This is a genomic window from Desulfospira joergensenii DSM 10085 (genome assembly GCF_000420085.1).
In the GTDB taxonomy this organism is placed as follows: domain Bacteria; phylum Desulfobacterota; class Desulfobacteria; order Desulfobacterales; family Desulfobacteraceae; genus Desulfospira; species Desulfospira joergensenii.
The window spans coordinates 281,927-302,844 of sequence record NZ_ATUG01000001.1; the positions used below are offsets into that span (position 1 = coordinate 281,927).

Annotated in this window: 12 protein-coding genes; 8 read left to right on the forward strand and 4 right to left on the reverse strand. The window is 53.9% G+C overall.

All coding sequences use genetic code 11. From position 1 onward, the window contains the following. Nucleotides 1-21 precede the first annotated feature (21 nt). The 8 genes from F608_RS0101340 (at nucleotide 22) to F608_RS0101375 (ending at nucleotide 8,374) form a co-directional block, all read left to right on the forward strand. Entirely contained in the window at nucleotides 22-372 is a 351-nt protein-coding gene (locus F608_RS0101340) for a cytoplasmic protein (protein WP_244154223.1), read from the forward strand. Between the two features lie 322 nt (nucleotides 373-694). Then, nucleotides 695-1,732: a TRAP transporter substrate-binding protein gene (locus F608_RS0101345; RefSeq protein WP_022663810.1), complete on the forward strand. Its 1,038-nt coding sequence runs from the start codon at nucleotides 695-697 to the stop codon at nucleotides 1,730-1,732. Between the two features lie 161 nt (nucleotides 1,733-1,893). Beyond that, the gene (locus F608_RS0101350; RefSeq protein ID WP_022663811.1) at nucleotides 1,894-2,385 is read left to right on the forward strand and encodes a TRAP transporter small permease; all 492 of its coding nucleotides are present in this window, start codon (nucleotides 1,894-1,896) and stop codon (nucleotides 2,383-2,385) included. Continuing rightward, nucleotides 2,382-3,656 (forward strand): TRAP transporter large permease, encoded by a 1,275-nt coding sequence (locus tag F608_RS0101355; protein ID WP_022663812.1) that lies wholly within the window; start codon nucleotides 2,382-2,384, stop codon nucleotides 3,654-3,656. Before F608_RS0101350 ends, F608_RS0101355 begins: the two co-directional genes overlap by 4 nt. A 12-nt stretch (nucleotides 3,657-3,668) precedes the next feature. After that, a complete protein-coding gene (locus F608_RS0101360; protein ID WP_027362354.1) occupies nucleotides 3,669-5,042 on the forward strand; it encodes an FAD-binding oxidoreductase in 1,374 nt (457 codons plus the stop codon). 9 nt (nucleotides 5,043-5,051) lie between these two features. Further along, complete coding sequence (locus F608_RS0101365) at nucleotides 5,052-6,353, forward strand: (Fe-S)-binding protein (protein ID WP_027362355.1); 1,302 nt, start codon at nucleotides 5,052-5,054, stop codon at nucleotides 6,351-6,353. Between the two features lie 20 nt (nucleotides 6,354-6,373). Continuing rightward, nucleotides 6,374-7,657 carry a lactate racemase domain-containing protein gene (locus F608_RS0101370; protein WP_022663813.1) on the forward strand — a complete coding sequence of 428 codons (1,284 nt, stop codon included), beginning with the start codon at nucleotides 6,374-6,376 and terminating at the stop codon, nucleotides 7,655-7,657. Nucleotides 7,658-7,801: 144 nt separating this feature from the next. Beyond that, entirely contained in the window at nucleotides 7,802-8,374 is a 573-nt protein-coding gene (locus F608_RS0101375) for a helix-turn-helix domain-containing protein (RefSeq protein WP_022663814.1), read from the forward strand. Nucleotides 8,375-8,530: 156 nt separating this feature from the next. Here F608_RS0101375 and F608_RS34300 read toward each other — a convergent pair whose 3' ends face one another. From F608_RS34300 to recB, 4 genes are all read right to left on the reverse strand, one after another. After that, the gene (locus tag F608_RS34300) at nucleotides 8,531-11,140 is read right to left on the reverse strand and encodes a PAS domain S-box protein (protein WP_022663815.1); all 2,610 of its coding nucleotides are present in this window, start codon (nucleotides 11,138-11,140) and stop codon (nucleotides 8,531-8,533) included. 166 nt (nucleotides 11,141-11,306) lie between these two features. Next, entirely contained in the window at nucleotides 11,307-14,615 is a 3,309-nt protein-coding gene (locus tag F608_RS34305) for a PAS domain S-box protein (protein WP_022663816.1), read from the reverse strand. Between the two features lie 209 nt (nucleotides 14,616-14,824). Next, nucleotides 14,825-17,161: an ABC transporter substrate binding protein gene (locus tag F608_RS34310; protein WP_022663818.1), complete on the reverse strand. Its 2,337-nt coding sequence runs from the start codon at nucleotides 17,159-17,161 to the stop codon at nucleotides 14,825-14,827. Nucleotides 17,162-17,247: 86 nt separating this feature from the next. Continuing rightward, on the reverse strand, nucleotides 17,248-20,853 hold the full coding sequence (gene recB / locus F608_RS0101400) for an exodeoxyribonuclease V subunit beta (RefSeq protein WP_022663819.1): 3,606 nt from the start codon (nucleotides 20,851-20,853) through the stop codon (nucleotides 17,248-17,250). Nucleotides 20,854-20,918: the final 65 nt, after the last annotated feature.

Below are 20,918 nucleotides of genomic sequence, written 5' to 3' on the forward strand. Positions count from 1 at the left end.
CTGCAACCCGCGAAGGAGGATATGATGAAAAAATTTGCCCTGTTTGTGTTCAACGGCGATCCCATGTGTTTTATCCACGTGCTCTTGAATGGGCTCGATATGAAAGAGAAAGGCCATGCCCCCAAAATCATCCTGGAGGGGGCCAGCGTCAAGCTGATCCCGGAACTGGTAAAGCCGGATCATCCCCTGAACAAGCTCTGGGCCAAAGCCCTGGCCCAGGATATCGTGGAAGGGGTTTGCAAGGCCTGTTCCGCCAAACTGGGAACCCTGGAGGATGCAAAAAGCCAGGGACTGACACTCCTGGACGACATGGCCGGCCACCCCGCCATGGCCGGGTACGAGGCAGACGGATTTCAGATCATCACGTTTTAAAGAACCCAGCCCCTCGGATATATGAATGCTGCCAAAGCCTCCGGTCATGCCGGGGGGCTTTGGCAGCACAAGACCGGGTTTCCTATAATGAAAAAACTAAAAAATAGGCAAACCGCTCCTTCTGGGTAATAAATCATTTAATTTGCGTCATTCTGTCTTCAAAACATTTAAAATAAAGGGAAATTGAATAATATTATAAAGCATTCGCTGAATCCTTCCTCCTGCCGAACCTGGAATAAAGTTGACAAAAAGCAAACTTTGGCGTAATTCATGGCCATTTTTGTACTGATGTATCAATACGCTGAAGATAAAGGAGAATCGGATGAAAAAAAACGTAAAAAAACTGGGTGTGCTGACCGGGCTGATTGTCTTGCTGACCTTGGGCTCCGGATCCCTGTTTCCCGTATTTGCCGGGAAGGTTAAATTCGGCCATGTGGCTCCCCCTTTCCACGGACAGGCCAAGGGAGTGGATGCCTTTGCCGCATATGTAAAGGAAAAAACCAAGGGCAGAATCGACATTGCCGCCTTTCCCTCGGGACAGCTCGGAGGGGAACGATCCATGGCCGAACAGGTCCAGTCCGGAACCCTTCAGATCGCCACCCTGACCACGGCGGTTCTCCAGAACTTTGTGCCCCAGTGCTCCGTTCTGGACATGCCCTTTATCTTCCCGGACCGGAAGACCGCCTATGCCACCCTGGACGACCCCGAGGTCCAGGAAAAGATCTTTGCCTATTTCCCTAAAAAAGGATTCACGGCCATTGGATGGACCGAAAACGAGATCCGGGATTTCACCAACAACCAGCGGCCGGTAAGAACACCGGAAGATATAAAGGGCCTCAAGGTGAGGGTCATGAATTCCCCGGCCTACCTGGATACCTTTAAACAACTTGGGGCATCCCCGGTAGCCATCCCCTTTCCCGAGACCTACAATGCCCTCCAGACCGGAGTGATCGACGCCCAGGAAAATCCACTCCTGACCTCCATTCTCATGAAGTTCACCGAGGTGACCCAGTACGTCACCAAAACCCAGCACTGCCTCACCGAATGCATCATCGTGGTGAGCCCCGATTACTGGGCCACCCTGTCCAAGGCAGACCGCCGGATCTTCAGGGAAGCCGCCAAACTGGCCATTGAGACCAACAGGAGCGTCAACGCAGGCCTTCACCAGTCCCTGCCCAAATCCAATATCTCCATTGCCGACTATGCCAGGAAGAACGATATCGAGATCATTGAACTGACCCGGGAGGAAAGACAGGCTTTCAGGACGGCCATGACCCCGGTCTGGAACAAGTACCGGAAAAAAATCGGTGACGATCTTTTTGATTTCATACTGAAAAAAATCGAAGCCCACACCCTGTGAAGCGAAAAAAGCTCGAACAGCGGGATCAGCGGGAAAAGAATGAATTGTATTGCCATGGAGTACAGGAGATCAGGGGTCGGTCACAGACCGGGCTGACCCTTGATACTATTCCGGCCGGGGACATACATTCCGGCCATTTGTCTGTTTAGGAGATTTTTAAATTGCAGCGTCTGTTCGATATTCTGGACCGGATGGAAAAATTCACCCTGGTCTGGACCATTCTGGGGCTTGCCTTTATCGGATTTATTCAGGTCATCACCCGGTACATATTCAACTACTCTTTTACCTGGTTTGAAGAGCTGGGCCGATACCTGGGGGTTTTTATCGCCTTTGCCGGGGCCGCGACCGGGGTAAAAACCGGAAGCCATTTCACCATGGACCTGATGGTATCCAACCTGAGCCAGCCCTGGCAGAAGATCATCAAGGTCTTTACCGCCTGTCTGTCCGCCGTCTTTTTCCTGGTGGTGGCCTGGGTTTCATGGAAAATCGTTTTGCGCATGTACGGATTTGAAACCACCTCCCCGACCATGCAGATTCCCATGTATATCGCATATCTGCCCATCCCGGCCTTTTCCACCCTCATGGGGGCAAGATTTCTCAATCTGGGGCTTACACATCTAAGAACTAAGAGTCCCGGGGAGGCCGCCCCATGATCCTGACCATCTGTATTAGTTTCGCAGTCCTTCTGTTCCTGGGGGTGCCCATTGCCGTGATCCTGGGGGTTTCCACCCTGATCTCCCTCATGTTCTTCTCATCCACTCCCCTGCACATCATCACCCAGCAGCTCTTCAATGCCCTGGACAAATTTGTTTTACTGGCCATTCCCTTTTTTATCCTGGCCGGGGCCATCATGACCCGGGGCGGCATTGCCAGAAGACTCATTGCCTTTGTCAACGGACTGGTGGGCTGGTTCCCGGGGGGCCTTGCCATGGCCGGGATACTGGCCTGTATCTTCTTTGCCGCCATTTCCGGCTCCTCTCCGGCCACGGTGGTGGCCATCGGATCCATCATGATCCCGGCCCTGGTGGATGCGGGGTACGGGAACCGGTTTTCCCTTGGACTGATAACGGTTTCCGGCTCCCTGGGTATCGTGATCCCCCCCTCCATCCCCATGATCCTCTACTGCATGGTCATGAACGTGTCCGTGGCAAAGATCTTCATGGCGGGGGTCCTGCCCGGACTTCTCATCGGGTTCAGCCTCATGGTCTATACCTTTTTCATTGCCAGAAAAAACAATTGGCGCATCGAATCCAGGCCATCCCTGGCAAGGATTGCCCGGACCGCAAGAGAAGGAATCTGGGCCCTGGCCCTGCCCTTTATCGTCCTGGGCGGGATATACTCGGGGATCTTCACCCCCACGGAGGCGGCCGCCGTATCCGTGGTCTATGCCCTGTTTGTGGAAATGTTCATCTACAAAGAATTCAAGTTCAGGGATATTACAGGGATCTGCCAGGACGCCGCAATCCTGTCCGCCTGCCTGCTCTTCATCCTCTCATGCGCCATGACCTTTATCTGGCTGCTCACTGCCGAACAGATCCCCCTTCAGCTGGCCGATATGATCATGGAGCATATCCACAGCCCCTGGGTTTTTCTCCTGGCCGTGAACCTCCTCTTTCTCATCCTGGGCTGCTTCATGGACGATGTCTCTGCCATGCTCATCCTGGCCCCCATCTTCCTGGAAACCCTGAACCGGTACCAGATCGACCTGGTCCATTTCGGGGTGGTCATGGTGCTCAACATCCAGATGGGAATGCTGACCCCGCCCTTTGGGCTCAACCTTTTTGTGGCTTCCGGCATCACAGGCGAGCCCCTGGTCAAAATCGCCCGGGGGGTTCTGCCCTTCCTGGGCATCATGCTGATCTGCCTGATGCTGGTCACCTATATCCCCTGGATTTCCCTGGCCCTGCCGGAATGGATCCTTTAATAAGGAGAGAAAATGATATCAGATAAAATAAAAAACGAGATCATAAACATCGTGGGAGAAGCCTGCTGGCTGGACCGGCCCGAACATCTGGTCTGCTACGCCTATGACGCGTTCCTGGAGGAGGCCCTGCCCGAGGCCGTGGTCTTCCCCAAAACCACCCGGGAAGTTTCAGGGGTGATGAAGATCGCCTCGGCCCAGCAAATTCCGGTAACGGCCCGGGGGGCGGGCACTTCCGTATGCGGGGCCCCCGTGCCTGTCCGGGGAGGTATTGTGCTCTGCTTTTCCAAAATGGACAAGATCCTTGAGATCAACACCCGGGACCGGTACGCCGTTGTCCAGCCCGGGGTAATCAATGCCGACCTCCAGAAGGCCCTGGCCCCGTCCGGATTTTTCTATCCCCCGGATCCGGGTTCCATGACCATCTCCACCATTGGCGGCAATATCGCCCAGAACGCCGGGGGCCCCAGATGCCTGAAATACGGGGTGACCGTGGATTATATCCTGGGACTGGAGATTGTTCTTGCCTCGGGAAAAATCGTCCGGTTCGGATCAAAAAACGTCAAGGATGTCACCGGATACCGGCTCTCCTCCCTGATCTGCGGCTCGGAAGGTACCTTGGGCCTTGTGACCGAAGCCATCCTCAAGGTGGTTCCCCAGCCCGAGGCCGTCAAGACCCTCATGATCACCTTCAAGGACCTGGATTATACGGCAAAATCGGTTTCCGACATCATCGGCTCGGGAATCCTGCCCGCGGCCATGGAACTCATGGATCAGTTCACCCTGAACGCCATTGAGGATAGTGCCGGCTTAGGCCTTGACCGGGAGGCCCGGGGCACCCTGCTCATCGAAATCGACGGAATCAAAGAGGCCTGTGAAAAAGAAGCCATAAAGATCATCGAAAAGGCCAGGGCCAACCATGCCGTGTCCATCCGGGAAGCGGATTCACCGGAAGACCGGGCAGAACTCTGGACGGCCCGGCGGTCTGCCTACGGCGTATTTGCAAAGCTGGCTCCGGATATCGTATCCGAAGATATCACGGTGCCGGTGAGCCAGGTCCCGGAGATGATCCGGCGCATCGTCACAATTACAGATCATTACGGACTCAGGGTCGGGGTCCTGGCCCATGCCGGAGACGGCAACATGCATCCCCTGATCCCGGCGGACCGGAACAATAAGGAAGAGTGGGCAAATGTGATCCAGGCCTATGATGAGATCTTTGCGGCAGCCGTGGAACTGGGGGGAACCCTTTCCGGGGAGCACGGCATCGGCCTGGCCAAGACCGAGTACCTGCCCCTGGTCATGAACCAGGATTCAATGGATTTCATGAAAACCGTAAAGGCTGCCGTGGACCCGGACGGGATCCTCAACCCGGGCAAATTTGTGTAAGGAAATTCCATGAGTGATAAAAATCAGATCCAAAACTGCGGCAAATGCGGCCTCTGTCTGAGCGCCTGCCCGGTTTACAAGACCCTGAAGGAAGAACATCTCTCCCCCAGGGCCAAGCTCCAGCTCATTAAAAAATTTGAGGGAAGGGATATCCATGTTTCTCCCCTGCTCAAGGAGTTGGTCTCAAAATGCCTCATGTGCGGATCATGCACGGCCGCCTGCCCCTCGGGTGTGGATCACTATGGACAGTTCATGGAGATGCGCAGAAAGATGATGGATGAAGTCGGGGAAATTCCAGCCATCAGGAGCATGATCTTCATGCTGGCCAGGGAATACCGGATTCAACTGGGTGCAAAAATGGCCCGGATCGGCCGGAAAATCACCCCGGACCAGATCGCCCGGTCCCTGAAACTGGGCTCCATCCCGGTCCATTCTTTTCCCGGACTCAACCCGGTTCCTTTCAGAAAAGGACTCCCGGAGAAGATTGAACCCAGGGGAAAGGTAAGGGAAAGCCTGATCTATTTTACCGGATGCGCCACCAACTACCTCTTTGAGGACACGGGCCGGGCCGTCATCGGAATCCTCACCCACCTGGGGTACAGGGTCATCATCCCCAAGACCCAGACCTGCTGCGGCATTCCCCTTATGTTCCATGGGGCGCCGGAAGAGGCTGCCGCCAACATGGCCGCCAATATAAAGGCCATCCAGGGGGCCATGGATATCCACAACTGCACCGGGGTGATTGTGGACTGCACCACCTGCGGGACAGCCCTCAGGGATGAGTATCTGGGTCTGGCCCGGAAAATCGATTCAGGAGAAATCCCCGCACCCAAAGCGTGGAAGGGCTTTGATCCTCAAACCCTGGGCCGGAGCCTGAATAATATAGCCTCAAAAACCCGGGACATCCTCTCTTTTGTCCATGAGCACCGGGTGGAATGTTCCTTTGACCCCGGGTTTTCCCCTGTCAGGGCGACATACCACGCCCCCTGCCACTCCAGGAACAGTTTTAAAACCGGCAGCATCACGGACCGCCTGTTCCGGGAGTTTCCCTGCTTTGACTTTGTTCCCGCCCCGGACCAGGACGAATGCTGCGGCGGAGGAGGGACTTTTTTCTATGAATTCCCGGACATTTCAAGACAGATGGCAGAGAAAAAAATCAATACCGTAAAATCCCTGGAAGTGCCGTACTGGCTTACGGACTGCCCGGTGTGCCGGATCAATCTGGCCGGCAGCCTGGGGGAAAATAGGGATGGGCCAAAAGTGATCCACCCGGTTGTCCCCATTTATGATCAATTGATCATTGAAGAATAGGGAGTCGGGAGGAACAGGGAATGGACATCAAATTAAAAAAAGATCACGGCCAAGTCCGTGTCACTCTTCCCGACCACCGGATCATTGAGGTCATCCGGGGCCGGGACGTAAAGCCCCTGGGCCATGACTCAATCAGAAGCATCATCCGGAAAGGGATCCGGTCAGGGTCGCCCCCGGATATCCGCACCCGGAAGACCGCCGTCATCATCCCGGACGACACCCGTCTCTGGGCCCGGGGCGACCTCTTTGTCCCCTGCATCGTGGAAAGCCTGGCCGATTTAGGCGTCTGCCTTGACCAGATTAAGATCATCATTGCCCTGGGCACCCATGGGGAGATCTCCCCGGACAGATTTACCGAACTTGCCGGAGAGTTCTGCCGTAAAAATGTAGAGATCCTCAACTCGGCCAACCGGGATAAAGACCGCCTGGTTCACATCGGGAAAACCGCCTCAGGCACGGAACTCACCGTAACAAAAGAGGCATGGGAGGCCCATCATATCATCATATTCGGGGGAATCCTCCACCACCTCATTGCCGGGTTCGGGGGGGGACGCAAGTACATTTTGCCCGGGATCGCAGGATATGATGCCGTCCAGCAGAACCATTCCCTGGCCCTTACCCGGGAGGGTCTTTCCCGCCCCGGGGTGGCCCAGGCCGTTCTCCAAGGCAATCCGGTCAACCGGGACATGGAAGAGGGAGCCGCTCTTTTTTTAAAAGACAAGACCTCCTGCTATGCGGCCGTGGCTGCCAATGGTGAGGGACAGATCTTCCATGCAGCCGTGGGAGATATCCATGACACCTTCAGGGAGGGCTGCGCCCGGCTCAACCATGCCTGCTGCGCCTTGATACCGGGAAAAGGGGACTTTGCCCTGATCTCCGCCGGGGGCTTTAGAACCGATACTCAGCTCTACCAGGCCACCAAGGCCCTGTTCAACGCCGTCAACGCCGTAAAACCCGGGGGACGGATTCTCTTCGTGGCCGGATGTGCTGAAGGAACAGGCAATCCGGTTTTTGCCCGGGCCCTCAAAGAGTTCAGGGCTTCACCCAAAAGCCTGGGAAAAAAACTGGCATCCCGCTTTGACATGCCGGCCTATGTGGCATTCAGGGTGATGGAAATCCTGGGCCAGTACAAGGTCACTCTGGTGTCGGATCTGGATGAAGCCCAAACCCGGGAACTTGGATTCGGCTTTACCCGGAATATTGACGGGTATATCCAGGATCTGACCGGCCGGGGATACATCATCCCCTATGGGGAAAACATCCTGCCCGTTTCCCGGGACAACCGGCCTGGAGCAAGTTTTTGAAGAAGGCAATCAGACACTGTGGAGGCCCTTATGGTCTTCAGCTCCTTCAGGGTCGAAGATCACGAAAAAAAGGAATGAAAAGGCCCTGTTGTTTTTCAGATAAATAAGATCCGCAATGGGGGAATGACTCCCAGGAGAAACCCTATGGACGAACAGCGCATCACCCGGAATATTAAAAAACTGAGAACCCAGAAAAAACTGACCCTCAAGGACCTGGCCGCCCGGACCGGACTGACCAAGGGGTATCTGTCCAAGGTGGAAAGATCTGAGAAAGCCCCGCCCTACTCCACCCTGACCAAGATAGCCGGAGCCCTGGAAATCGAGGTCACCACGATTCTGTCCCAGGATATCCAGCCCCTGGAAGAGTCCAGATTCTGCCTGTCCAGGGCGAAAGGCCGGAAGATCATCCGGGAAACCGACCAGTTTTCCGGGTATGATTATGAAGTCCTGGCCCAGTCCAAACCCGGCAAGAACATGGAACCCTTTATCATCCACGCCCCCTGGAAAATCCGGAAGATGTACACCCACGAAGGCGAGGAGATGATCCACGTCCTGGACGGGACCCTGGAGTTTGTCTACGGAGAGGAGAAACTGATTCTCAATCCCGGGGACAATATCTACTTTGACTCCTGTGTCCCCCACTCCGGAAAGAGCCTGGGAGATCAAAAGGCAAAACTCCTGGTGGTGATATACTTCTACAGACGGAACCGCTCCTGACGGAAAACCGGAAGCTACGGAGTCTTCATTTTTGATTTGTGATTTTAGATTTAAGGACGCCCTGCCGGGCACCAATCTAAAAATGGCGGCCTGAAAGGCCATCCGCAAATCAAAAGTCTTTCAATATTCGTTGTTCCCACGGACCATGGCTGTGAATCAGGCAGGGGATTTGGGATCCAGGACATCCCGGACTGTTTTCGCCAGTACAGAAGCGGAAACCGGCTTCATCACAAAGCCTGCGATCCCCATCTGTTCCGCTTTTTCCTCATCAATGAGAGAACTGTACCCCGTACAGATGATCACCGGGATGTCCGGCCGGATCCTGCTTACCTTCTCCGCCAGCCTATCTCCGGTCATCCCGGGCATGGTCATATCGCTGATCACCAGGTCAAAAAAACCCGGCCTGGACTCAAAGCGTCTTACCGCGTCCATGGGATCCAGGCATGCCTCAACCTGATATCCCATCCGCTCCAGGGTTTCCTGGGTCATATCCACGATGGCTTTTTCATCGTCCACAAAAAGGATCCTGCCGCTTCCACGGGGGATGTTCACATCCGGATCCGGTTCAGGCCCGGGTTTCATCCGGACCACGGGAAAGAGGATCTCAAAGGTCGTGCCCTGCCCGGGCCGGCTGGTGACGGAAATTGAGCCCTTGTGATTGATGACGATACCGTGAACAACGGAAAGTCCCATTCCCGAGCCTTTCCCGGTCTTTTTGGTGGTGAAATAGGGGTCAAATATCCGGTCGATAATGATTGAATCTATCCCGGGTCCGGTGTCCCTGACCCCCAGTCTGATGATTTTACCCCGGGCCAGTTCCTCGTTTCCCTTTACAGGAAATTGAACCGGGTCAGGGTTATCCGTAAAAACGGTCAGAACACCGCCCATTTTTTCCATTTCATGGGAGGCGTTGATGCAGAGGTTCATCATGATCTGGTTGATCTGTACAGGATCGGCCAGGATAATCTCATCCTCTGCCCCGTAGGATTTCTGGATGTCAATATTCGAGGGGATCAAGGAGCCCAGGAGCCTGAGGGAATCCTCAATCATCACTGACAATTTTACCGGCTTAAACGCCTGGTCGGACTGGCGGCTGAAACTCAAAAGCTGCCTGACGATATCCGCGGCCCTGAATCCGGCTGTTCGGATCTTCACCAGGTGGTCATGGGAGGGATCGGATTCAGGAAGGCCTTCCAGGGCCAGTTCCGCATTCCCGAGAACCACATTGAGAATATTGTTGAAATCATGGGCGATCCCCCCGGTCAGGGTCCCCAGGGATTCCATTTTCTGGGCCTGTTTGTACTGCCTTTCCAGGGCCTTTTTCTCGGTGACATCGGTCAGGTTAACCACCATTCCGATATTTTCCCCCTTTTCATTCTTGTTCACCGCGGCGCTTAAGAAAATATCAAGGCATTGATTCTCCTTTGTATACCGTCTGGTTTCAAAGGAAAGGGGACGCCCGTGTTCCATGATCTCCTGGATCTTTTCCCAGGAGATCTTTTTCTGGTCTTCGGGAACAAATGGAATGGTCCGTCCCTTGAGTTCATCCAGGGACCAGCCGAATACCTTGGTAAAGGCGGGGTTCAGGTAAAGGGGATGGCCGGCCAGGTCATAGACCACCATGGGATCCGGGTTGGCCTCAAAAATGGCTTTGAGCCTGCTTTCACTGGAAAGAAGGTCCATCTGGGCCTTTTTCTGGAGAGTAATATCTTCGATAAAAGACTGGATACCCGTCAATTCCTTTTCCCCGTCCTTTTCCAGAAAAATGGACTCCGAGTTGATCTTTACCCAGAGGATCTTCCCGGCCCTGTCAAAGATCCTGATTTCAATGGGTTCTGGATTGCCCCGGCCTTCCAGTCTGAGCATCAGGCGATGCTCGACCATTTTCATGTCATCGGGATGGACAAGGGATCGAAAGGATTTACCGATCCAATCCCCGGTCTTGTATCCGGTAATCGACTCGAGTTTTTGATTGATATAGGTAAACTCTCCCTTCAGGTTCATGGTGAACATGCCGACGGGAGCCTGGTCAATGAAGCTGCGGTGCATCTCTTCGCTTCTGCGCAATTTGTCCACCGAGACCAGCCGTTCCTGTTCAATGCGGATGGTCTGGGCCGTCAGGTAAAATGAGATTCCCATCATCACAATCAGGATGACGATGGAAATCTGGGACAGATCCTTTAAGATGAATTCAATCTCGGTTCTCACGTCATCCGTGTACAATCCGGTTCCCAGGATCCAGCCCCAGGGCTTGAATCCTTTTACATAGGAAATCTTGGGAACGTCCCGTAAGGGGCTGTCCTTCCACTGCCAATAGTAGTTCACATACCCGCTTCCGGTCTCCATCACGGTTTTCACCATGGCGATAAAGGGATACTTCCCCCTGGAATCCCTGAAAAGGGTCAAATCACGGCCTTCAAGATCCGGGCGGAAGGGATGCATGACCATGAAGGGGTGAAAGTCATTTATCCAGAAATAATCCTTGCCCTCGGCTCCGTACCGCAGGTGACGGATCTGCTGAACCGCTCTGGACTGGGCTTCCTCCAGGGGCAGTTCCCCTTCCCGGACCTTATTGTCATATTCGACAAAAATGCTGTAAGCGCTGTCCACAAGGCTTTTGATGGTTTCTTTTTTCTGGGCCATCATATTCTCTTTTAAAGAGGGGACAAATATAAAAAAGATGCTCAGAACAAAGAAAAAGAAGATCAGCCAGATGGGGAAAACAATACCCAGAATTTTCACCAGGATGTGTTTGTCTTTTTTCATGGCCGCCTGGAATGGAAGTTTAAAGATTGTCGCTTTTCCCTTTCATCTGGTTAAGTTAGAGGAACCGGGTCATGTAAAGGATACACCAAAAGGTATGCTGACTCAAGCAAAGGATGGGAAAGAGAACCTCTTTTGGGGGGAGATCATTGAAAAACCGGTGAAATGTTTAGAAAGGATCCCTTTTAATGGGCAGACGGACAAAAAAACAGGTCCCGGTCCCGGGAGAGGACTCCACCTCCATTTCTCCCCCATGGCTCTTGGTGATGATAAAATAGGACACGCTCAATCCCAGACCTGTTCCCTCTCCCACGGGTTTGGTGGTAAAAAAGGGCTCAAATATCCGTTTCCTGATCTTTTCATCCATGCCCGGACCATTGTCCCGGATTTCAATGCAGACCATTTCCCGGTCCGGCTCCCGGGTGATCCGGATGAAAAATTCCGGCTCCCGGGTTCCAGAGATCTGCATGGCCTGGGCTCCGTTGCGAAGGATGTTGAAAAGGACCTGCTGGATCTGGTTCCTCTCACAGAGCACCGGAGGAAGGTTTTCTTCCACCTCTTTCCTGATCCGGATGAGTTTAAAATCATATTTTTTTTTCAAATCAAAGTCGGTCCCGGCCAGTTCCAGGGTTTTATCCATGAGATTTTCCAGGGAATGGGAAGAGATCATCTTTTCGCTTTTTCGGGCAAAACTGAGCATGTTATCCACAATATCGGCCATCCGCTGTCCGGAGGAGACAATGGACCGGGTCATGCGGAGGATTTCCCTTTTTTCCATGAATGTTCGGATCTGATCCATGGAGATGCCTATTTCCCGGGCCGCCTTCCTGTTGGCCGGCATATCTTTATTGGAAAGCCGCTGGGCCAGGACATCGGCCGTCTGCATCATCCCGGCCAGGGGATTGTTGATCTCATGGGCCATTCCTGCGGCAAGTCCGCCCACAGACATCATCTTTTCCGTCTGAATCATCATCTCCCGGGCCCGCCTGGCATCGGTGATATCCCTGACCGTTGCCTGGATCATGGTTTGTCCGCCGATGTCCATGCGCGTGGCAATTACGCTGCCGTAGAATTTTTCTCCATCCATTGGTTTGTGGGTCCACTCAAAGGAGTGCTTGCCGGTCTCCATGATCTTTTTTATTAAAATCCCGGCCTTTTTCGGGGAAAGCCGGCCGTCGGCCTGGTAACGGGAGGACCGGTCTGCCGGATTCAATCCGAGCATCTGCTCCTTGGACCCGGCCCCGAACATCTTCACTGCAGCCGGGTTGCAGTCTGTAAGCCCCTTATCCGGATCCAGAAGAAGGATGGCGTCCATGGAAGATTCAAAAAGCTGCTTGTATTTTTTCTCATTTTCCTCTACTGCCTGCCGGGCTTTTTTCCGGTCCCGGGATAAGAAGACCTGGTCGATCTGGTCGGATACGGCCCGGGCAAATGCGATCTCGTCATCGGCCCAGGTTCTCGCCTCTCCCACATGCTCAATGCAGAGGATCCCCAGGGTCCGGCCTTCGACCCTCAGGGCCACATCCAGCATGGATGTGATGCCCAGGGGCAGAAGATAGCTCTCTTTGAACTCGTGGGTTCGGGGGTCATTTAATGCGTCATGGGCAGCGATGATCCATTCCTGGATCTGGTTTTTAAAGTAAAGGGGATAATCCGTTTCTTTTAAGACCGCACCGCTGGAATGTTCTCCGGAACCCAGGGTATAGTTTTCCTTGAGCAGGATCTTGGATTGGTCTTTATTAAAAAGCCAGACCCCGACCCGCTCAGCTTTCAGGGTCTCTGCCACAAGACGGGTGATGAAATGAATGGAGCCCTCCACATCGGCCGATACCACGGCCGGGTTCCCGGTCAACTTGATCAGGGCCTCATGCTGGGCCTGGATCCTTTCCAGCCGTGCGTTCTGCTCATCCAGCCGGTCATGCTCCCGGGTAACATCCCTGAAGACCATCACCCCCCCCAGGGTCTCCCCGGCCCGGCTTTGGATGGGAGAGGCACTGTCCGCCACATGGTATGAAGTGCCGTCCCTTGAAATCAATGTGGTGTGATCGGCCAGTTCCATTTTTTTCCCGGTTTCCAATACCTGCTGAACCGGATTTTTCACAGGCTTCCGGGTATGGCCGTGAATGATATGAAACACCTTTTCAAGGGGACGGCCCAGGGCCTCTTCAATGGGCCAGCCCGTCAACCTTTCAGCCACGGGGTTCATCTGGACGACGCCACCTTCCCTGTCCGTTGCAATGACGGCATCTCCGATGGAGTTCAGGGTTGTCCGAAGATTCCTTTCACTCCGGCTCAGGTTTTTCTTGGCCTTTCCGGAAAGGATCAGCCCGTAGGTCACACCGGCCAATCCAAGGGCCAGCATCAAAAAAACGATGGATGCGGGCCAGATCAGCTCTTTATGTTTTTCATAAAAGGATGCGGGTCTGAAAAGGACTTCGCTTCCTGGAGGCAATTGTCCCATCCCGATGGAATGCCGTTTCAGCTGCCTAAAATCAAAACGAAGAACCGTGGGGGTTTCATACTGGATCGGTATTGATTCGGCCTTTTGTCCCGATAGTACGGATAAGGTCTTTTGGGCGGCCACGGCTCCCTGCCCATATCCGGAAACCAGATGTCCCCCCACAATGCCGTGACCCAGGCTGAAATTCCAGGCCCCGTATACGGGAACCGGAGAACGCCGGGAAACCAGTTCTGCCCCTTCATCGTATTCAAAAAAATCCCCGGACCTGTCCCTGGAAAAAAAAGTAAAAAGGACAATGGCCCCTGGATCGAGATCTTCAAGGAGGTGGATCAATTCGCCTTTATCCGCATCATAAAGCAATTCCAGGTTCATATCGCCGAGTTTTGCCGTTTTCGCCAGTTCTTTCACTTCTCCCTGTACCTGTCTGCCCGTGGTGGTATCGTCGGTGATCACCAGGATTTTCCGGCACCGGGGATGAACTTTCCGGATCAGTGCCAAGTTGCCCTTGAGATTGGCCTTTTCAATAATACCGGTCATATTTTCCCTGTTTTGGAAATCCTTCTTGTCAAGGGAGTTCAGACCGCAGAACACCAGTGGAATGGGACCGAAAATCTCCCTGCCCATCCGGTTAAAAAATTCAAAGGCATTGTTATCCGAGCAGATGACCGCATCATAGGGATGGCGGGTATGCTTTACGGCCAGAAGTTTAGCTAGCAGATCCTGGTATTTCTCATCAAACTGCCGTTTGGTATCCATGTACTCCACATGGAGATCAATGCCGGTTTGTACCAGGGTTTCTTCAACCCCCCGGGTGATTTCATCGGACCAGAGATACCCTTTATGGTAGGAGTTGAGCAGGAGCACTCTTTTACCGGCATATCCGGCATGGGAATTTTTTATTTCAGAATGGGCAAAAGCCGAATGGATGAAAAGAAAGCAGACCAGGCAAAGGAAGATTTTTTTTCGCCCCTTGTTTTCCCGGGTCCTTGGCATGAACATGTCCGGTCCCTTTTCCATACTCCTGACTCCATTGTGAGAATTATGAAGTGTAAAGTAAAAAAAAGGCGGGTGTCAAGGAATTTCAGGCACCCGTACGATCCAGAGTCTCACGGATATTCCGGAGCAGATGGTCTCCGGGCACAGGTTTTTGCAGATATTTTTCGATTCCGGATTTTGAAGCATCTTTCCCGGAAAGGTGTATGCCGTATCTGGTGCATGGAAAAGACTCAGCCGATGTTCTGCCTGAAGGGCAGCCGGATGAAGAATTCAGACCCTGATCCGGGAGCGGATTCCACCCCCATTTCACCCCCGTGATTTTCTGTGACAATGAAATAGGATACGCTGAGCCCCAGGCCTGTGCCCTCCCCCACGGGCTTGGTGGTAAAAAAAGGCTCGAAGATCCGCTTGCGGGTGGGTTCGTCCATGCCCGGGCCATTGTCCCGGATCCTGATGCACACCATTTCCCTTTCCCGCTCTGATTTGATCTCCAGGACAAACTCGGGATCCCGGGCGGCCGAAGCGAGCATGGCCTGGGTTCCGTTGGACAGGATGTTCAGGAAAACCTGCTGGATTTTATTTCCCTCGCAAAGCACCAGAGGCAGGCCGGGTTCATATTTTTTTACGATCCGAACCTTTTTAAAGTCATGGTGTTTTTTAAGATTAAAATCCGTGGCTGCCAGGTCCAGGGTCTTATCCATGAGGTTCTCAATGGAATTCAGGGAGAGCGTATCCTCGCTTTTCCTGGCAAAGCGGAGCATATTGGTAACGATATGGGACATTCTCTGTCCGGATTCCAGAACGGTGGTAAGCAGGTCTAAGATACCCCTTTCTTCCATATAGGCCTTGATCTTGTCCATGGGGATTCCGATTTTTTCGGCGGCATCCCTGTTGGCGGGCATATGGGCTCTGGTAAGCCTCCTTGCAATCACATCGGCACTCTGCATCATTCCGGCCAGGGGATTGTTGATCTCATGGGCCATGCCTGCGGCAAGGCCGCCGACGGACATCATCTTTTCCGACTGGACCAAGAGCTCCTGGGCCCGCTTGTATTCGGTTATATCCCGGATGGTTACCTGGATGATATCTTTCCCGTTGATGGTTACACAGGTGCCAAGGACGCTGGTATAAAAAGCCTCTCCGTCAAGTTTATTGTGCAGCCATTCAAACAGGCAGACCTCGCCGGCCATGATCCTCGACGACATCTGCCGGGCCTTTTCCCGGGACAGAATCCTGCCGGGCTGGTATTTTGGAGAGAAATCCAAAGGACTTTTTCCAATCATATCCTCCTTGGAGCTGGCGCCGAACATGTGAAGCCCTGCCGGATTGCAGTCCAGCAGTCCCTGCCTTGCTTCGATGAGCCAGATGGCATCCATTGAGGATTCAAACAGGCTTCTGTACTTTTTCTCACTTTCCTTTACGTTTTCCTCTGCCCTCCGGGAACGGACCAGGCCGTAGGTGACGCCTAGGAACGCCAGGACAAGAAGACCGAAAAGAGCGGCAGTGCCCCAGATTAATTTCTTATATTCCCCGTAGAAAGAGACGGGACGGAACAGGATTTCGCTTCCCGGAGGCAGCAGCCCGGATTGGATGCCATGCTGCTGGAGCTGCCTGTTGTCAAACCGCAGATTCGTTGGGGTTTCCTGCTGTATGGGGATGTTCTTTGCCCTTTGACCCGACAGAACGGCCAGGGCCTTTCTTGCCGCTGCGGCCCCGTGTTCATATCCTCCCACCAGATGGCCGCCCACAATGCCGTGGCCCAGGCTGAAATTCCAGGCTCCGTAAACCGGTACGGCAGAGTGATCGGTCACCAGCCGGGTGGCCTGGTCATACTCGAAAAACCGGTCCTCATTGTCCAGGAAGAACAGGGTAAAAAAGACCACCGTACCGGGCTTCAGGGCTTCAAGGAATGAGACCAGTTCATCTTCGCTGACGTCATAGACCAGGACGAGCCTGGGCCAGAGGGGTTTGGGGGCGGCCATGAGTTTTCTGACCTGATTCTGAATCCGTTTTCCCGTGGTGGTGTTGTCCGTGATCACGATAATTTTCTGACAGGCCGGATGGAGGCGTCTGATCAGGTCAAAGTTACCGGCAAGTTCGATCTGCTCGTTTACCCCGGTCTTATTCGCCACTCCTTTCAGGTCCTGTTCAGACAAAAAATTGACCCCGCAGAACACAAGGGGGACATTGCCGAAGATCTGGTGTCCCTGGTTGGAAAAAAAATCAAAGGCATTGTTGTCGGATGTGATCACGGCATCATACCGGCCTTTCCCGTACTTCACGGTCAAAAGAAGGGAGAGCAGATTCTGATAGGCGCCGTCCCAGTGGCGCTTGGTATCCATGTACTCAACATAGAGATCGACCCCGCCCCGGGCCAGGGTGTCCTCCACCCCCCGGGTGATCTCGTCCGACCATTGGTAGCCTTTGTGATAGGAATTGAGCAGAACCACCCGTTTATGGGGGCGGGTATCGGAAAAAGGATCCGAACCGGACCGGGCGTCGGGTATGGGAAGGAGAAGAACAAAAAACAGAATCAATACGGCCAGACGGTTTATTCCATGGATCATGATCTTTTTTCATCCCCCCTTAACCCCCGGGTTTAATTACTTAAACACTCATGATACGCCCGTTTTAGGTAAGTCGGAAGCCCATGTCAAGGAATTTCAGGTTTTGAACCGGCCAGACAGGCCTTCAATTTTCTCAGCCGGTTTTCCGGGGGCCTGTCAAAAAATACGCCCCGGCCCTCCTGATCCGGGTGCATGCCCCGGATGAAAAGATAAAAGATGCCTCCGAAATCCCTTTCATACTCGTATTTCCCCAGACGAAGTTCAAGGTAGCGGTCAAGGGCGGCAAGGTAGATATGGTATTGCAGGATATAATGGTGATCTGCCATGGCCGATTCCATGGCAGACCTGTCGTAGCAGCCGTAGTGCTCCCCCAGGAAATTGGATTTATAGTCAATGATATACCATTTGTCCTTGAACCGGACCACAAGATCGATAAATCCCTTGACAAAACCGGTAAATGACTCGGTTCCCAGGCGGCCCAGCATGTCCGGGTAATCTTGAAAGCCCGGATCTCCCTCAAACAGACCGGCCAGTTCAGACAGCCTGAAATCTTTTACATCAAAGGCAAATTCCAGCTCGGTAAACCGGTCCCTGACCGGGATATCTTTCAGGCAAAAACCCTTTGATCCCAGCCGGGAGCCGAGGATATCCTGAACGGCCTGCACGGAAGGTTCCAGAAGACCGGGATCAGAGAACCCGAACCTGTCCAGGTTCTGAGTCACGCTGGACTTGATCCCCTGTCGGGTTTCCCCGAAATCGAGTTTCTCCAGTACGGCGTGGAAAAAATCTCCCGCTTTGGCCCCCTTGGGAAAATCCTTGAGCAAAATGGGCAGATCCGGTCCTGGAACCGGCGGATGAATCTGTGCCGGATCCCTGTCCGGTATCCGGTTCCCGGGTCCGGACTTGGCCGAAGAGATCATGCCGGAAAAGGAGGAGATCCGCCAGTCCGCTTCAATCCTCCTTTTCAAAAGTCTGGGGACCAGCTCAGAATCCGGAACAGCTTCGGAAATCCAGGCGGATGCTGGAAGATCCAGGGCCGGATCAATGGCTATGCTCTCCTTCCCCAGGGCGGAAAGGCCTTCAAGGTCCCGGATCATATCCTCATCCGGACCGCATCCCTTGGGATGGAGAAGAGCACCCAAAGCCGAGGTTTCCACCCCGGAAAATCCTCCCCAGAAGATCCGGCACATGGCCGATGCCCGGGTCAGGGCCACGTATAGAAGACGCCTTTGCTCGGCCTGGTCCTCTGCCGCTTTAAGCTGCCTGGACCGGTCCGGACCGCCGGATTCATCCGAACCAGAAGAAGATCCGGATCTCAAGTCGAGTCTCAGCCGGTTGTCCAGATCCGGGTCATGGAAAAGAACGACCCCCTTTCCCGGTCCCCCTCCCTGGCCTGTCCACAGATAGGGAAGGTAGACAAGGGGATATTCCAGCCCTTTGCTCTTATGGATGGTCACAATGGCCACGGCTTTTTTATCGCTTTCAAGCCTCAGTTCATCCGCTGTTTCCCCCCGGGTTTCGGGATTGAGCTGGGTCTCCATCCACCCTAGGAGATAAAACATGGACAGATGGTTCTGCTGTTCCGCCTGGGATGCAAGCTCAATCAGATGGTAGAAGTTGGTCAGCCCCCGTTCACTGATCCGGGAATCCGGACTCAGCACCCCTTCTGCCGAATGGAACAGGGCCATGAACATGGCGGCCACCCCCCGGGTCTCCCAGAGATCCCTGAATGCCCTGAACCGGTCCTGCCATTTTTCCAGAGAAGATTCATCCCGGTCCAGCCCGACCAGGTCCCGGGCCCGGAACCCGAACACCGATGTGGCCAGGGCCGCCTTTAAAAATCCCTGGTGGCCCGACCGGGCCGCCCCGATCAGGATGGTGTAGAATTCCATGGCTTCCCCGGCGTCAAACACAGATCCGGTCTTGGAAACATAGGCCGGAATATTTAGAAAGGACAGGGCTTCAAGGACCTCTTCGGCCTGGACATTGGTCCGGACCAGCACGGCCGCGTCCCCCGGAACCGGGACGCGTTCCTCCCCGTTTTTATCCTTGAGCCGGAACCCGGATCTGAGATCTGCAGCAATCTGCCGGGCAAGAATCCGGGGAATGACCTTCATCCCGTGTTCCCGCTTGATAAATCCCCGGCGGTCCAGGGAGTTCTCCTCCCGGGCAAGAAAAGTGAAGCGCAGGGGAGGGACAGATTTTCCCTGTTCCAAAAGCAGGTTGACAGCGGTTTCCGGGGTTCCCACCGGTGTGAATTCAATCCCCTCGAATAAAAAAGGCCGGGGATCCAGACTGAAAACATGGTTGATCCCACGGACCAGCAGGGGGGATGACCTGTAATTTTTTTCCAGGGTAAATCTCTGGCCGCTCTCTTTTGCGGCGGACAGATAGGCAAAGATATCTCCGCCCCTGAAGGCGTAGATGGCCTGTTTGGGATCTCCTATCATGAAAAAAGGGGTTGATTCCGTCTCCGTGGAAAAAGGCGTTGAGAACAGGCTGGAAAAGATGCTGTACTGCCGGGGATCTGTATCCTGGAATTCATCGATGAGGCAGGCCCGGTATTTTTCACGGACAGCCGTTCTCAGTCTTTTTTCCTCCGGGCCTTCCAGGGCCCGGGCAAGGTCGCTGACCAGGTCATCAAAAAAACAGATTCCCTGGTTTGCCTTGATCTTTTCAAGTTCCCTGTCAAAAAAGGTCAGAAACGAGAGCCTCAGACTGATCAGATTCTGCTCCATGATCCGGTAGAGGCCGGCCAGGTCTTGGCACAGGTCAAAAAATTCATGGCAGGGGGGAGAAAATCCGGACTTGGTTTTAGCGGCGATGGAGGAGGCCGTGAACCGGAACAGGGGATCCCCTTTCTCCTCCATGACAAAAAAGGCATCCCGGCCCTGGGTTTGGAGTTTTTCAAGGCTGGCTCCCAGCCAGGCCGGTACATTCTTTTTGGTATAGCTTCTCTTGTCCAGGCCCTTGTCTCCCTGGATAAAGTCTATAATTCCCTGTTTTTCCATTTTCAGCAGATCATGAATTTTCCCGGTTAGCGCCCGGTATTCATCCCCTATTTCCCGGAAGGAAGCGGTTTTGGGAATAATGTCCCGGACCCCCTGGGAGACCACAGGCCTGAAATCCCTGATAAAGCCATCGGGAGTGGCCCCCTGCCGGTCCAGGAAGGCAAGATCCAGGGGGTCCATATCATTGATCCGGGTCATGAAAAAATCCATGCAGACCTGGTTCAGAAAGGAAGAAGAATCCGGTGCCAGCTCTGCATCAAAATAAGCCCCGCTTTCAAAGGCGTGCTCCCGTAAAGTCTTGAAGCAGAAGGAATGGATGGTCATGATGGGGGCCTGGTCAAAACAGATCAGGCTGTGGGAGATGCGGCGGCGCACCAGCCCGGGATCGGGCATGCGGCCCAGGTGCTCTGCCAGTTCATCCCCGGGCGCGGCCTTTTCTTTTCCGGATTCCAGGTCTTCCAGAAACCGGAGCCCCTGGGCAAGGCGCTGGCGGATTCTCAGCTTGAGCTCGGCCGCCGCAGCCTCCGTAAAGGTCACCACCAGAATCGACTCAACGGGAAAGCCCAGGGCAATGAGCCTTACCATGAGGGTGGTAATGGTATAGGTCTTGCCGGTGCCGGCGCTGGCCTCGATAAGGGTGGCCTTTTCAAGGTCCAGGCCATAGGGGTCCAAGGGCTTCATCTCGGATCCTCCCCCGGGTTTCCATACCCAAAATTTTTTTTTCTTTGAAATGGTCTCGTCATGAT

Coding starts and splice junctions, on each gene's coding strand:
- recB (WP_022663819.1), bottom strand. CDS start 20,853: ATGAAGCCCTTGGACCCCTATGGCCTGGACCTTGAAAAGGCCACCCTT.
- F608_RS0101355 (WP_022663812.1), top strand. CDS start 2,382: ATGATCCTGACCATCTGTATTAGTTTCGCAGTCCTTCTGTTCCTGGGG.
- F608_RS0101345 (WP_022663810.1), top strand. CDS start 695: ATGAAAAAAAACGTAAAAAAACTGGGTGTGCTGACCGGGCTGATTGTC.
- F608_RS34305 (WP_022663816.1), bottom strand. CDS start 14,615: ATGGAAAAGGGACCGGACATGTTCATGCCAAGGACCCGGGAAAACAAG.
- F608_RS34310 (WP_022663818.1), bottom strand. CDS start 17,161: ATGATCCATGGAATAAACCGTCTGGCCGTATTGATTCTGTTTTTTGTT.
- F608_RS0101370 (WP_022663813.1), top strand. CDS start 6,374: ATGGACATCAAATTAAAAAAAGATCACGGCCAAGTCCGTGTCACTCTT.
- F608_RS34300 (WP_022663815.1), bottom strand. CDS start 11,140: ATGAAAAAAGACAAACACATCCTGGTGAAAATTCTGGGTATTGTTTTC.
- F608_RS0101340 (WP_244154223.1), top strand. CDS start 22: ATGATGAAAAAATTTGCCCTGTTTGTGTTCAACGGCGATCCCATGTGT.
- F608_RS0101365 (WP_027362355.1), top strand. CDS start 5,052: ATGAGTGATAAAAATCAGATCCAAAACTGCGGCAAATGCGGCCTCTGT.
- F608_RS0101360 (WP_027362354.1), top strand. CDS start 3,669: ATGATATCAGATAAAATAAAAAACGAGATCATAAACATCGTGGGAGAA.
- F608_RS0101375 (WP_022663814.1), top strand. CDS start 7,802: ATGGACGAACAGCGCATCACCCGGAATATTAAAAAACTGAGAACCCAG.